Source organism: Actinomycetota bacterium (assembly GCA_014360655.1).
Classification (GTDB): Bacteria; Actinomycetota; Geothermincolia; order Geothermincolales; family RBG-13-55-18; genus JACIXC01.
This window is the reverse complement of the sequence record JACIXC010000001.1, coordinates 105,315-119,584: the sequence shown is the minus strand read 5'-3', so window position 1 is coordinate 119,584 and position 14,270 is coordinate 105,315. Positions and strand designations below refer to the sequence as shown.

Annotated in this window: 14 protein-coding genes; all 14 read left to right on the top strand. The window is 64.5% G+C overall.

All coding sequences use genetic code 11. The features are described from left to right. The first annotated feature begins 68 nt into the window (after positions 1 to 68). Positions 69 to 458: an aspartate 1-decarboxylase gene (locus tag H5T73_00460; GenBank protein ID MBC7246238.1), complete on the top strand. Its 390-nt coding sequence runs from the start codon at positions 69 to 71 to the stop codon at positions 456 to 458. A gap of 129 nt (positions 459 to 587) precedes the next feature. After that, positions 588 to 1,499, top strand: coding sequence for a quinolinate synthase NadA (gene nadA / locus H5T73_00455; GenBank protein ID MBC7246237.1), 912 nt, complete (start codon positions 588 to 590; stop codon positions 1,497 to 1,499). A 36-nt stretch (positions 1,500 to 1,535) separates the two neighbouring features. Then, entirely contained in the window at positions 1,536 to 3,206 is a 1,671-nt protein-coding gene (gene nadB / locus H5T73_00450; protein MBC7246236.1) for an L-aspartate oxidase, read from the top strand. A 14-nt stretch (positions 3,207 to 3,220) separates the two neighbouring features. After that, positions 3,221 to 4,066: a carboxylating nicotinate-nucleotide diphosphorylase gene (gene nadC, locus H5T73_00445; protein MBC7246235.1), complete on the top strand. Its 846-nt coding sequence runs from the start codon at positions 3,221 to 3,223 to the stop codon at positions 4,064 to 4,066. Between the two features lie 52 nt (positions 4,067 to 4,118). Continuing rightward, a complete protein-coding gene (locus H5T73_00440) occupies positions 4,119 to 4,886 on the top strand; it encodes a type III pantothenate kinase (protein ID MBC7246234.1) in 768 nt (255 codons plus the stop codon). A 251-nt stretch (positions 4,887 to 5,137) separates the two neighbouring features. Next, a complete protein-coding gene (locus H5T73_00435; GenBank protein ID MBC7246233.1) occupies positions 5,138 to 5,557 on the top strand; it encodes a hypothetical protein in 420 nt (139 codons plus the stop codon). A 153-nt stretch (positions 5,558 to 5,710) separates the two neighbouring features. Further along, complete coding sequence (locus tag H5T73_00430) at positions 5,711 to 7,717, top strand: hypothetical protein (protein MBC7246232.1); 2,007 nt, start codon at positions 5,711 to 5,713, stop codon at positions 7,715 to 7,717. 1 nt (position 7,718) lies between these two features. Next, positions 7,719 to 7,943, top strand: a complete 225-nt coding sequence (locus H5T73_00425) for an ATPase (protein MBC7246231.1) — start codon at positions 7,719 to 7,721, stop codon at positions 7,941 to 7,943. A 49-nt stretch (positions 7,944 to 7,992) separates the two neighbouring features. Continuing rightward, the gene (locus H5T73_00420) at positions 7,993 to 8,601 is read left to right on the top strand and encodes a hypothetical protein (GenBank protein ID MBC7246230.1); all 609 of its coding nucleotides are present in this window, start codon (positions 7,993 to 7,995) and stop codon (positions 8,599 to 8,601) included. Positions 8,602 to 8,637: 36 nt separating this feature from the next. Beyond that, the gene (locus H5T73_00415) at positions 8,638 to 9,729 is read left to right on the top strand and encodes a V-type ATPase subunit (protein MBC7246229.1); all 1,092 of its coding nucleotides are present in this window, start codon (positions 8,638 to 8,640) and stop codon (positions 9,727 to 9,729) included. A 25-nt stretch (positions 9,730 to 9,754) separates the two neighbouring features. Then, complete coding sequence (locus H5T73_00410) at positions 9,755 to 10,096, top strand: V-type ATP synthase subunit F (GenBank protein ID MBC7246228.1); 342 nt, start codon at positions 9,755 to 9,757, stop codon at positions 10,094 to 10,096. Positions 10,097 to 10,198: 102 nt separating this feature from the next. Continuing rightward, complete coding sequence (locus H5T73_00405) at positions 10,199 to 11,947, top strand: V-type ATP synthase subunit A (GenBank protein ID MBC7246227.1); 1,749 nt, start codon at positions 10,199 to 10,201, stop codon at positions 11,945 to 11,947. A gap of 56 nt (positions 11,948 to 12,003) precedes the next feature. Continuing rightward, positions 12,004 to 13,425 (top strand): V-type ATP synthase subunit B, encoded by a 1,422-nt coding sequence (locus H5T73_00400; protein MBC7246226.1) that lies wholly within the window; start codon positions 12,004 to 12,006, stop codon positions 13,423 to 13,425. Positions 13,426 to 13,465: 40 nt separating this feature from the next. Continuing rightward, positions 13,466 to 14,125 (top strand): V-type ATP synthase subunit D, encoded by a 660-nt coding sequence (locus H5T73_00395; protein MBC7246225.1) that lies wholly within the window; start codon positions 13,466 to 13,468, stop codon positions 14,123 to 14,125. The last annotated feature ends 145 nt before the right edge of the window (positions 14,126 to 14,270 follow it).

Here is a 14,270-nt window from a genome sequence, read left to right as displayed (position 1 = left end):
TGAATGCGGAATCGGTGTGCGGGATGCGGAGAGGAGAGGGTTAGGAGAGAGCGCGAGAGGGTCGAGGGATGGCCAGACAGCGCATCATGCTCAAGAGCAAGATCCACAGGGCCACGGTCACGGACGCCGACCTGCACTACGTGGGCAGCATCACCATCGACGAGGAACTCATGCGGGAGGCCGACCTCCTTCCCTACGAGAAGGTGATGGTGGTGGACGTGGACAACGGCAACCGCCTCGAGACCTACGTCATCGGGGGCGTGCCGGGTTCGGGTACCATCACCATGAACGGCGCGGCGGCGCGACTCATCCACAGGGGCGACAAGGTGATCATCTTCTCCTTCAGCATGGTGGACGAGGAGGAGGCCCACCTTTTCCGGCCCCGCATCGTCTACGTCGACGAGCTCAACCGCGTGAGCCACGTCGAGGATCACGTGGCTGCGGACGACATATGCTGAACGCGCGAGTCCGGGGGAACGGGCGGGGGATTATGCCCCCATTTTTTATATACTACACTTTGAAAGCCGTCCGCGACGCCGGCCCCGGGCCGGAAGGATTTACGGATAAAACCCTTCACGGAGGTCTGCATGGAAGATCTTAGCGACATCTCGCGCAGCATAGACGTGCTGCGCAGGGAACGCAATGCGGTCATCCTCGCCCACAACTATCAGCGGCCGGAGGTGCAGGACATCGCCGATTTCGTGGGCGATTCCCTGGGCCTCGCCCGCCAGGCGGCGGCGGTGGATGCGGAGGTCATCGTCTTCTGCGGTGTGCATTTCATGGCCGAGACCTCGGCCATCATAAACCCGGACAAGGTTACCCTGCTGCCCGAGCCCGGGGCGGGTTGTCCCCTGGCGGACACCGTCACGCCGGAGGGGCTGCGCACGTTGAAGAAACTGCATCCCGAGGCGGTGGTGGTGACCTACGTGAACTCCACGGCGGCGGTGAAGGCGGAGAGCGACTACTGCTGCACTTCCGGCAACGCCGTGGAGGTGGTGCGCTCCATCTCCGCCCCGGAGATCATCTTCACCCCCGACCGCAACCTCGCCCTATACGTGCAGAAGGTGACCGGCAGGGAGCTCATCGTCTGGGAAGGCTGCTGCCCCATACATGACGGCATAACGGCGGAGATGGTGGAGGAATTGCGCGAGCGGCATCCCGCGGCCCCGGTCATCGCCCACCCCGAGTGCCGCCCCGAGGTGATCGACCTCGCCGACGTGGTGAGCAGCACCTCGGGGATGTTCCAGGCGGTGGAGCGGCTCGGGGGGGACGAGTTCATCATCCTCACCGAGGCGGGCATGGGGTACCCGCTGCGCAAGAGGTTTCCGGACCGCGCCTTCCATTTCCCCTCGGCGGAACCCCTGTGCCCGGACATGAAGCTCATCACCCTGGAGAAGGTGGAGAGGTCGCTGGCGGAGATGCGGCCGCGGGTGACCGTGCCCGAGGACATAAGGAAGCGGGCGCTTCTGGCGGTGGAGCGCATGCTGAGCCTGGGATAGGGCGGGATTGCGCGGGCCTTACGAGGAGGGTGCAGGGTGTTTCCCCGCTACCTCATAGACTTCGACCTCGACAACCTGCCCGCGGCTTCCTTCGACCTGGTGGTGGTTGGAAGCGGCGTGGCGGGGCTTTCCACGGCCTTGCGGGCAGCCCGCCGTTTGCGCGTGGCCCTGGTGACCAAGACCACCCTCACCGCCACCACCACCAAGTTCGCCCAGGGAGGCATAGCCTCCGCCCTGGGCGCCGATGATTCGCCGGAGCTGCATTTCCGGGACACCATCGAGGCCGGCAAGGGGCTCTGCGAGGAGGAGGCCGTGTGGGCCCTGGTGCGCGAGGGGCCCCGCCGCATCACCGAGCTCATAGAGGAGGTGGGGGCCCATTTCGACACGAGCGACGGTCACCTCGACCTCACCATGGAGGGAGGGCACTCCAGGAGGCGGGTGGCCCATGCGCAGGGGGATGCCACCGGGAGCGAGCTGGAGGCCTGCCTCAACCGCAGGCTTCTCTACAACAAGCGCCTGCAGACCTACGAGGATTTCTTCGCCATAGACGTGGTGACATCGGGAGGGTCCTGCCTGGGCGTCCTGGTCATGGAGAGCGAGACGGGGACCCTGCATTTCCTGCGGGCCTCCTGCGTGGTGCTGGCCACGGGAGGGATGGGGCAGCTCTACGCGGTCACCACCAACCCCGAGATATGCACCGGGGACGGCGTGGCCATGGCCCTGCGCGCGGGCGCGGAGGTGGCAGACGTGGAGTTCCTGCAGTTCCACCCCACGGCCCTGCATATACCGGAGACGCCGCGCTGGCTGATCAGCGAGGCCCTGCGCGGCGAGGGCGCGGTGATCGTGGACCACAGGGGCAGGAGGATCATGGAGGGGGTGCATCCCCTGAAGGACCTGGCGCCCCGCGACGTGGTGGTCAACGAGATGGTGCGGGTCATGAAAGAACTCGACCGCGACCACCTCTTCCTCGACGCCACGCGCATCCCTGCCGATAAGTTGCGCGACCGCTTCCCCTCCATATACCGCCACTGCCTGGAGGCGGGACTGGACATAACCGAGAGGCCCATACCCGTTTCTCCCGCAGCCCATTACATGAGCGGAGGAGTGGTCACCGACCTGTACGGACGCACGCGCGTGAGGGGACTGTACGCCTGCGGCGAGGTGGCATGCACCGGCGTGCACGGCGCGAACCGCCTCGCCTCCAACTCCCTCCTCGAGGGCCTCGTGTTCGGATGGCGCATAATGCAGGACCTGGAGAAGGCCTTGGAGGAAACGCGGGAGCTTCCCGGCGCGGCGGAAACGGTGTCTTTCCGCAGGAGAAGGCGGCACGTGCCCGTGGACATAGTCCTCCTGCGGCGTACCCTCCAGCAGGTCATGCAGGACTGCGTGGGCTTCCGCCGCAGCCGTGAGAGCCTCGAGGAGGCGGAGGATTTCCTGGACAAGAACCGCGAGGTGCTCGGGGTGGAGTACCTTAACCCGCAGGGGTTCGAGCTGCAGAACATGATCATGCTCGCCTCCCTCATGGTGAAGGCGGCGGGCATGCGCGAGGAGAGCCGCGGCTGCCATTTCCGCGTGGATTTCCCCGGCATGGCGGAGTTCTGGAGGCGCCACATCGTTTTCGCCTGGAAGGAACATGGTTTATCCTGGGAGTTGAGGCCGGTGGGGAGCCTGACCGCCTCCGGTTACCGGTGGGAGAAGGATGCCTAGCGTGGAGGCCCGGCATGGACGAGGAATTCAAGCACGCGTGCCTTGATATCGTGCGGCGTGCGCTGGACGAGGACCTGAAGAGCACGGGGGACATAACCACCCGCGCCGTGCTCCCGGAGGGCCGGCGCGCCAAGGGCGTCATCCTACTGCGTGAGGAGGGGGTGGTGGCCGGCCTGCCCCTGGCTTCCATGACCTTCCGCCTGCTCGATCCCAGGGTGAGGTTCCAGTCCCTGGTCAGCGACGGAGAACGCGTGTCGCCGGCCAGCGAGCTGGCGGTGGTGGAGGGAGAAGCATCCACCATCCTCGAGGGGGAGAGGACGGCCCTCAACTTCCTGCAGAGGCTCTCCGGCATCGCCACCCTGACCGCGGCGTTCGTTGCCCTCGCCGCGCCGCACGGTGCGGCTGTGCTGGACACGCGCAAGACCACGCCGGGGCTGCGCGTGCTGGAGAAATACGCCGTGCGTGCCGGCGGGGGGAGGAACCACCGCTTCGGCCTTTACGACGGCGTCATCATCAAGGACAATCACATCGCGGCCGTGGGCGGGGTTGCGGAGGCGGTGCGGCGGGCACGCGAGAACCTGGACGGCGGTATGAGCATAGAGGTGGAGGTGCAAGACCTTGCGGACCTGGAGGACGCCATAAGCTCCGGAGCGGACGTGGTCATGCTGGACAACCTGTCCGTGGAGGAGGTGGAGGAAGCGGTGCGCGCCGCGGCGGGCAGGGTGAAACTGGAGGTTTCGGGGGGCATAAACCTGGAAAACGTGGCCGCTTACGCGGCGACCGGCGTGGATTACATCTCCGTGGGCGCGCTTACGCACAGCGCGCGCGCCCTGGACATCGCCCTGGAGCTGGAGCTGTGACGAGCGGCGACAGGTGAGGACGAGGTACAGGAAGGGAAGGGGGAGGCAGGAAATGCTGCTGGCCATCGACGTGGGCAATACGCAGACGGTCATAGGCGCATACGAGGGAGAGGAACTGGTGGGCCACTGGCGCATCTCCACCGACGCCAACAAGACGGGGGACGAGCTGGCGCTCTATTACCAGGGTTTCCTGGGTCTGAAGGGACTGTCATTCGCCAGCTTCGACGCCGTGATCATCTCCTCGGTGGTTCCCTCCGCCACCACCGCCCTGGAGCACATGACCAGGGAATACTGGGAATTCGAGCCCTTCATCCTGGGACACAACCTGGACGTGGGCATCGAGGTGCTGGTGGAGAACCCCCGCGAGGTGGGTCCGGATCGCCTGGTGAACGCCGTCGCCGCCTTCCGCCGCTACGGGGGGCCGAGCATAGTGGTGGATTTCGGCACCGCCACCACCTTCGACGCCGTCTCGGGCCAGGGGCAGTACCTGGGGGGCGCCATCGCCCCCGGCATAGAGATATCCTCCAAGGCCCTTTTCTCCGCCGCGGCCCGCCTCACCAAGGTGGAGCTGCAGCGCCCCCCCTCCGTCATCGGCAAGAACACCTCGTGGAGCATTCAGTCGGGAATCGTCTTCGGCTTCGCCGGCCAGGTGGACCGCATCGTGGACATGATGAAGGAGGAACTGGGCGGGGAAACCGCGGTCATCGCCACGGGGGGCCTGGCGGAGGTGGTGGTCTCCGAGTGCCGTACGGTGCAACATCACGACCCCCTGCTCACCCTTTACGGGTTGCTCCTCGTCTACCAGCAGGTGGGCCGGTGAGCGGCGGTGTCGCCCGCGCCTCCCGGTGCGGCAGCGGGGCGACCCCTATTTTCCCCGGGGTCACGGCGTCCGGAAGGTGGAAGATCGCTCAGGTGATTACTACCGGGGATTTATTGACACCCCTGTTGCCGGCATATATTATGTTACGGGGTCGAAAAGCGGCCCTTTAAAGTGTTATCATCGCTCGTAAGCTCGGTGAGGATCCGGCGGAAAGAGTACCGGCCAGAGTCGAAGCAAGAGGTCGAAACACCATGGCAGGAGCGAAAGGGAAGATAAAGGAAAGGTTCCGCGGGAAGGGCAGGGAAGGAAAGCACTTATCCGATCAGCTTGAGGAGAAGTTCGTCGGAGCCAAGACCGAGGTCTTCAGCCGTATTTCCGCTAAAGAAGCCGAGATCCGCTCCAAGGTAAACGCCGAAAGAACCAAGGCGGAGCGCCTGCTGGAGGACGCAAAGGGAGAGGCGGCCGCCATCAAGCGCAAGGCCACCCTCGAGGAAATCGGAAAGGACACATACGAGCAAGTGATCGCCGCTGCCCGGAAGGAAGTGGCGGATATCGAAGCATCCACCGCGCGCGAGGTGGATGCCGTGAAGCGGATGGGTGAAGAGCGACTGCAGCAGGCGGTCGATTATATAATAGGCGCGGTCGTCGCTCCGGCTGCCGCACGGAAGTGAGGCCGGGACGTTGATCGCGGGATATACCGGAGGAAACCAGCAAGGGTAAAACCATACCGGGTACGTAACGCGTACCGGCACCGAGAGGACGTGGATAGGGAGAAAGTGCGCGCAGGCGTTTGTAGGTAGAGGGAGAACGAGATGCTTCTTACCATGTCTAAAGTGGAGATCGTGGGGCTCAAGACCCTCTTCTTCCAGGTACTGGAAACCCTGCAGGACCTGGGCGTCCTGCACCTGGAGGATATAACCAAGAAGAAGGGCCCGCGCTACGCCGACCTCATCCCCATGGAGATGGACCCCGCGCTGGAGGAGGAACGCAACCTCCTGCAGAACCTGGCCATGCGCAACAACGCCATCCTCTCCGAGCTGGCGCCGCCGGAGCGGAAGATAACCCGCGCGGAGATAGAGGAAAAATACAGGTCTTTCCAGGGGAAGACCCTGGCGGACATCTCGGGCATGGTGGACGAGGAGGAGAAGGCCACCCGGGAGCTCATCAACTACAAGCACGAGTTGGAGGTGGAGCTATCCCGCCTCTCCAAGTACGAGCCCATCATCAAGAAGGTCTACCCCCTGGCCAGCAAGGTGACCGCCACGGAGAACTACACCTCGGTGGCGCTGCTCATCGAGGAGCGCTACAAGCAGGTCCTGGACTACATCGAGAAGGAGCTGGAGCGCATCACCGGAGGCCAGTGCGAGGTCTTCTCCGCCCGCGTGGACGAGAACACCCACGCCGCCATCCTGGTCTTCCACAGGCGTTTCTCCGAGCAGGTGCACAATTTCCTGGCGTCGGAGAACGTGAACCAGGTGCGCCTCCCCAGCGAGCTGGCCGACAGGCCTTACGACGAGGCCCTCAAGGAGATCGAGACCCGCTACAAGGAGATCCCTCCCAAGCTGGCGAAGGTGAAGGAGGACCTGGAAAAGATCTCCAACGAGTGGTACATAACCCTCGTGGCCCTCAAGGAGTACCTGGCCGACCGCATCGAGTCCCTCAACGCCATCCCGAAGTTCGGGCAGAGCGGCCACGTCTTCGTCATCACCGGGTGGATGCCCTCCGACAGGGTGGAGGAGACACGGCGCATACTGGAGGAGAAATTCGAGGGCAAGGTGGAGCTCACCGAGGAGGTACCCACCCACGAGGAGATGGAAGAGGCGCCCACGGCCATGCGCAACCCTTCCGCCGTAAGGCCCTTCGAGTTCATCTACATGCTCATCAACCCACCCAAGTACGGTTACATAGACCCCACCTTCCTGGTGGCCATCTTCTTCCCCCTCCTCTTCGGCTTCATGCTGGGGGACATGGGATACGCCCTGGTGCTCCTGGGCGTGGTCTTCCTCATGAAGAGATTGCTGAAGAAAAAGGGGTCGCGCAGCCTGTTCTTCCAGCTTTTCACCAACGTGCTCCTCATATGTTCCATATCGTCGTTCGTCTTCGGCCTGCTCTACTTCGAGTTCTTCGGCGACCTTCTCTTCCGTCTCCTGGGCTGGAAGGACGCCGCCGGGCACCTGCAGGTGCAGTGGATATGGGGATACACCTCGAGCGGCAAGCCCTGGGGATGGCCCCTGGAGCGCATCGCGCAGGCCAACCCGGACCTCTTCAAGCTGCTGCTCATCATCGTGGTCCTGATCGGCGTTCTGCACATGGGAGGCGCCCTGCTCATCGGCCTCATCGACGGCATACGCCATCACGATCGCAAGCACGCCCTCGAGAAGCTGGGCTACCTCCTCTTCCTGCTGGGCCTGGTGGTCATCTTCGGGGGCGTGTGGGGGATCAAGAGCGCCAAGTCGGTGATGATGCCCGTGGGGGCGGTGATGGCCGTGGTGGGCATCGGCCTGGCGGGCTACGGGGGTGGATTCGGCGGCGGCCTGGAGGCCGCGCTCACCTTCGGCAACCTCCTCTCCTACGCCCGTCTTTACGGCATCGGCCTGGCCTCGGTCATCCTGGCCGAGGTTTCCAACGAGCTGGGGGCGGAGTTCGGCGGCGGCGCCATGGTCTTCCTCGGGGTGATCGTGGCCGCCCTGCTGCACGTCCTGAACATCGCCCTCGGGGTGCTCAGCCCCTCCATCCAGTCCCTGCGTCTCAACCTGGTTGAGAGCTTTACCAAGTTTTACCATGAGACCGACGTGGTCTACAAGCCCTTCAAACGATCAGGAGGTGAATAGTTTGGAACTAGGACTCATCGCCATCGGGGCAGCTTTGGCCATCGGATTGTCCGCCCTGGCGACCGGCTGGTCTCAGTCCAAGATCGGGGCCGCCATGGCGGGAGCCCTCGCGGAGAAGCCGGAGCTGGCGGGCAACGCCATCATCATGATCGCAATCCCCGAGACCATGGTCGTGCTGGGGTTCGTTATCGGCTTCCTCATCACCGGATTGAAACCCGGCGAGTAGGTCCGGCGGTTGAGCGCCGCCGTTCGATTCTTCATCGGGAAGTGAGGGCATGTCTATAGAGGACATCCTGCAGGCGCTTGACGACGAGTGCCGCGCGGAGTGCCAGGATATCTTCCGGCGCGCCGAGCAGGAGGCCAAGCAGGTGATCGAGAAGGCGCAGGCGGAGGCGGAGGAGATCCGCCGCGCGCGCCTGGCGAAGGTAAGGGCCGAGGCGGAAAGCGAGGCCACGGCCCTGCTCTACTCGGCGCGGTTGAAGTCCAAGAACGAGGTCATCCAGGCCAAGGAGAGGGTGGTGGAGAAGGCCCTCGCGGAGGCGGTGACGCATATGGAAGGCCTGCGCTCCCGGGAGGATTACCGGGAGATACTCGCCGGCCTCATCGAGGAAGGACTCTACCGCGTCAGCGGCAAGGTGGTCCTGCACGTGGACCCCGCCGACGAGAGGCTGGCCGACGAGATCATGAGGGAGAAGGGCCTCGCATACGAGATCCATCCGGATATAAGCACGCTCGGCGGGGCGGTGATCGCCGATGCGGATGAGCGCGTGAGGATCGTCAACACCGTGGAGGAGAGGCTCAATCGCGCCAGGGAGAAGTTGCGCATGCAGGTTTCCGCGATCCTCTTCGGGGAGGAGGTGGGAGCCGCGGCGGGAGGGGGGTAAACCCCCTCTTTCCATCTGGACGGCAAGGCGGAGGATATGGTCCAGGTCCCCCTGAAAGATTACAGCTACGCCAACGCTCGCGTGCGGGCGATGACCTCGCGCCTGCTCGACCGCGGCGTCTTCAAGGAGCTGCTCGCGGCCCCGGATTACAACCGCGCCCTGGGCGTGCTCGAGGACACGGAATACGGCGAGGACATCGAGCAGTTCATGCTGGAGGGCGCGAGGCCCACCATAATCGACCGGGCCTTCAACCGTAACCTTGCCCGCAACTTCGCCAAGATAAAGGATTTCTTCATCGGCAGGCCGCACGAACTGGTCAATGCCCTTCTCTCGCGCTGGGATCCCTATAACCTGAAGACCATCATGCGGGGCATGCGCGCGCTGGTCCCCAAGCAGGAGATCGCCCGCAACCTGGTGCCCATAGGCGCCCTGGACGAGGTGGTGCTGGGGGAGATAATCAACCAGCCGGACCTGCGGGCATCCCTGGACGCCATCATGGTCTTCAGCCGGGAGTGGTGGATACCTTACGGGAGGGCCATAAGCGAGCACCTCACGGAGTACCTGCGCGAACACGACCTCTCCGTCCTCGAGATAGCCCTGGACAAGCTGCATTACCGGGAGATCGCGGGCAAGCTGAGGGGTGGCGACGCCAACACGGCCCTGGTGCGCGAGGTGGCGAGGATGGAGGTGGATTCCATCAACATCGTCAACCTCATCCGCATCTGCGGCCTGGACCTGCAGGCGGCGCGCGCCGAGGATTACTTCATCCCGGGCGGGACGCTGGAGGAAGGCGCCGAGTTCGCGCGCATCATGGCCCTGGGCCAGCCGGAGGCGGTATGCGAGGCCCTGCTGCGCCGCCTTCCCGAATACCGCGCGGCCCTGCAGAAGGCGTGGCGGAACTTCGAGGAGAAGGGCGAGGGGGCCTTCGAGGACGAGCTTGAGGTCCACGTGATAGAGCGCTGCCTCGGCATGTCCAAGGACCCCCTGGGCATAGGGGTGATAATCGATTACATGTGGAGGAAGTACCTGGAGATAACCAACCTGCGCGTGATCATGCGCGGAAAGAGCATAGGCCTCATCGAGTCCCAGATACGCAAAGAGCTGTTGCTGTGGGAGGATGCTTCCTGAAAGACGCGTTGCGGGGTGATGCCGCTTGTACAAAGCCATCGTGATAACCGACCCGGAGACGGCGGACGGCTTCCGCCTCGCCGGCGTGAGCGTGGTCGAGGTGGAGAACGCGGACGAGGCACGGGAGAAGATAAGGAGCCTCCTCGACGACCCGGACGCCGGCATCCTGGCGGTCAACGAGAGCTTTTACAACGCCATCGACGAGAAGACGCAGGAGAAGATAGACAGCATCTACCGGCCCATAGTCATCCCCCTGCCCATCAAGGAATCGGTGGAGATGGCCGGGGAGAGGCGCGCCTACCTGGCCCGCCTCATCCACCGTGCCATCGGCTTCGACATAACCTTGAGGGGGCGCGAGGGCGAGTGATGCCGCGGGCGGTAGGGTGCCTGTCCACTGTTTGCGAGCGTGTGTGAATATAAATATGAGGAAACACATGGAACGGAGATCTGAAGACGGGAGAGTGCGCATATGATCGAGGGAACCATTGTGAAGGTATCCGGCCCCGTGGTCAGCGCCGAGGGTATGGCCGGCGCCAAGATGTACGACATCGCGCGCGTGGGAGAGCTGGGCCTCATCGGTGAGATCGTGCGCCTGGACGGGGAAACGGCCATCGTGCAAGTCTACGAGGACACCTCGGGGCTGCGGGTGGGAGAGCGCGTTCTGTGCACGGAGGAGCCTCTTCTCCTCGAGCTGGGCCCCGGGCTGCTTTCCTCCATCTACGACGGCATCCAGCGGAGGCTGACCGACATCGCCGAACAGTACGGCGATTTCGTGGTGCGCGGGGTCTCCACCGATGCCCTCCCCCGCGACCGGCTCTGGACCTTCCAGCCCGTGGTGGAGGAGGGCGACGAGGTGGTGGAGGGCGATATAGTCGGCGAGGTGCAGGAGACCGCGCACATCGCCCACCGCATCATGGTGCCCCCGGGTGTCTCCGGCAGGGTCGCCCAGGTGAAGGAGGGGGATTTCACCGTGGACGAGGCGGTGGTCATCCTCGAGGACGGCACGGAGATAAAGCTGCACCAGACGTGGCCGGCCCGCGTCGCCCGCCCGGTGAAGAGCAAGGAGAACCCCAACATCCCCTTCATCACCGGGACCCGCATCCTGGATACCTTCTTCCCCATCGCCCAGGGGGGATACAGCATCATCCCCGGGGGGTTCGGCACCGGCAAGACGGTGACGGAGACCACGCTGGCGAAGTGGGCGGATGCGGACATCGTCATCTACATCGGCTGCGGGGAGCGCGGCAACGAGATAACCGAGGTGCTGGCGGAGTTCCCCAGCCTCATCGACCCCAAGACGGGCGTTCCCCTCATGCAGCGCACCATACTGGTGGCCAACACCTCCAACATGCCGGTGGCCGCCCGCGAGGCCTCCATCTACACCGGCATCACCCTGGCGGAGTATTACCGGGACATGGGCTACAACGTCGCCCTCATGGCGGATTCCACCTCCCGCTGGGGAGAGGCGCTGCGCGAGGTGTCGGGCCGCCTGGAGGAGATGCCGGGCGAGGAGGGCTATCCCGCCTACCTGGCCACCAGGTTGGCCGACTTCTACGAGCGCTGCGGGCGCGCCGTCTGCCTGGGGAAGGACGACCGCGTGGGCTCCATCACCGCCATCGGCGCGGTATCGCCGCCCGGCGGCGATTTCTCCGAGCCCATGACCCAGAACTCCCTCCGCATAACCGGCGCTTTCTGGGCCCTGGACACGTCCCTCGCGTACCGGCGCCACTTCCCGGCCATCAGCTGGACGAAGAGTTACACCCTTTACCTGGACCAGATACAGGACTGGTACACCAAGAACGTGGCCGAGGACTGGAGGGCGCTACGGGACAAGGCCATGAGCCTGCTGCAGAAGGAGGTGGAGCTGCAGGAGATCGTGCAACTGGTGGGGCCGGACGCCCTGCCGGACTTCGCCAAGGCCGTGCTGGAGACCACGCGCATGCTGAGGGAGGATTTCCTGCAGCAGTTCGCCTTCTCGGACGTGGACGCCTTCTGCTCCCTGCGCAAGCAGTACCTCATGCTCAAGGTCATCCTCACCTATTACGACTGCCTGGAGGAGGTGCTGGTGCAGGGCGTGCCCCTGCGGCAGGCCACGGAGCACCCCATCAAGAACGAGATAGCGCGCATGAAGGAGATCCCCTCGGAGGAAGCGGAGGAAAAGCTCTCCGAGCTGCTGGAGAGGGTGCAGAGCGAGTTGCGGTCACTGGGGGAATGGTGAGCGTGAACGAAGCCTGACCCCGTACGCGTATGGAGAGAGGAAACGGGAGAAGAAAAATGGCAGATGGAAGGTCTTTCCTGGCGACCACCGAGTACCGCACGGTGGGGGAGGTGGCGGGCCCCCTGCTCTTCGTGAGCAAGGTGAGGGGCGCCGCCTACAACGAGATGGTGGAGATATACGCCGTGGACGGGTCCGTGAAGTACGGGCAGGTGATAGAGCTTTACGGCGAGCTGGCCGTGGTGCAGGTGTTCGGGCCCACCGCGGGGCTGGACGTGGACCGCACCAGGGTGCGCTTCCGCGGCGAGGTGGCCAAGATGCCCTGCTCGGTGAACCTGCTGGGACGCATCCTCAACGGCATGGGCCATCCCATCGACGGGGGACCGGAGGTCTTCCCCGAGGAGGAGAGGGAGGTCACCGGCTCGCCCATCAACCCCTGGAGCAGGGAGGAGCCGCGCGACTTCATCCAGACCGGCATCTCCGCCATCGACGGCCTGAACACCCTGGTGCGCGGCCAGAAGCTGCCCATCTTCTCCGGGGCGGGGCTGCCCGGAAACGAGCTGGCGGCGGCCATCGTGAAGAACGCCAAGATCCTGGGGGGCGAGGAGTTCGCCATCGTCTTCGCCGCCATGGGAATCACCCGCCGCGAGGCCTCCTTCTTCCAGGAGAGTTTCGCCCGCTCCGGGGCGCTGGAACGCGTGGTATTCTTCCTCAACCTGGCGGACGACCCCACGGTGGAGCGACTGCTCACCCCCCGCTGCGCGCTCACGGTGGCGGAATTCCTGGCCTTCGAGCACGACATGCAGGTGCTGGTCATCCTCACAGACATGACCAACTACTGCGAGGCCCTGCGCGAGATATCCACCGCGCGCGAGGAGGTTCCCGGGAGGCGCGGTTACCCGGGGTACATGTACACCGACCTGGCGAGCATCTACGAGCGGGCCGGAAGGATCAAGGGCAAGGCGGGCTCGGTGACCCAGTTGCCGATCCTTTCCATGCCCGACGACGACATAACGCACCCCATCCCGGACCTCACGGGGTACATCACGGAGGGCCAGATCGTGCTCTCCCGCCAGCTGCACCGGCGCGGCATCTTCCCACCCATCGACGTGCTCCCCTGCCTCTCGCGCCTCATGAACCTGGGCATCGGCGAGGGACGGACGCGGGGGGACCACCGCGGCGTGGCGGACCAGCTCTACGCCTACTACGCGGAGGGAGTGGACCTGCGGCGCCTGGTGGCCATCGTGGGGGAGGAGGCCCTGACGGACATGGACCGCATGGCCCTCAAGTTCGCGGACGCCTTCGAGCAGAACTACCTGGACCAGAAGGACGAGAACCGCGAGCTGGAGCAGACCCTGGAGCTGGGCTGGAGGCTGATCAGCATGATGCCCCGGGAGTCCATCAAGCGTATAAAGACGGAATACATAGATAAGTATTATAACCCGGAGGCGGCGAGGGAGTTCGCCGCCGCGGAGAGCTGATCCCGCGCGAGAGCGCGGCGGAGCGGAAAGAGGTGGCTGGTTGGAACAGGTCCACCCCACGCGCAGCGAGTTGCTCAAGCGCAAGGCCAACCGCGCCCTTGCCGAGCAGGGCATGAACCTGCTCAAGCGCAAGCGCGACGCCCTGCTGCAGGAGTTCATGCCCATCATCGACGAAACCATGCGCCTCTCCCTGCGCCTGGAACGGGTCACAGCGGACGCCCAGTACGACCTGGCCATGGCCAAGGCCAAGGAGGGTGGCACCGAGGTGAGGTCGGCCTCCTTCGCCTCCCAGGGCGACGTGCTGGTGGACATCACCGGCACCCATGTCATGGGGGTGCCCATACCCGTCATACGCAAGGGCCAGAGCACCATGCGCAGCAAGCTCAAGCGCGGCTTCGGCATCACCGGGGTGTCCAGCCGGGTGGATTCCGCGGCGGAGAAGTTCGAGGAGATCATCGACGTCATCATCGAGAGCGCCGACATCGAGACCCGCCTGCGACGCCTGGGGGAGGAGCTGCGCAAGACCAACCGCCGCGTGAACGCCCTCGAGAACATCGTCATCCCCGACTTCGACGAGCAGATCAAGTTCATAGAGATGAGCCTGGAGGAGCGCATGCGCGAGGACATCTTCCGGCTCAAGAAGGTGAAGAAGGCGCTGGAGCGCAAGGAGGAAGCCCGCCTGGAGCGCCTGCGATCGTGAGCGCCGTGGTCCCGCATACGATCGCGGATGATCGAGCAACATGGCCGCCCGTGACACGTTTTCCGCCCCATGTAAACCAGGACGCGACACTCGCCCGCCTTGCTCCTGCCCGGTAGTGACGCCAGATCCAGGGATGGTTTCGATG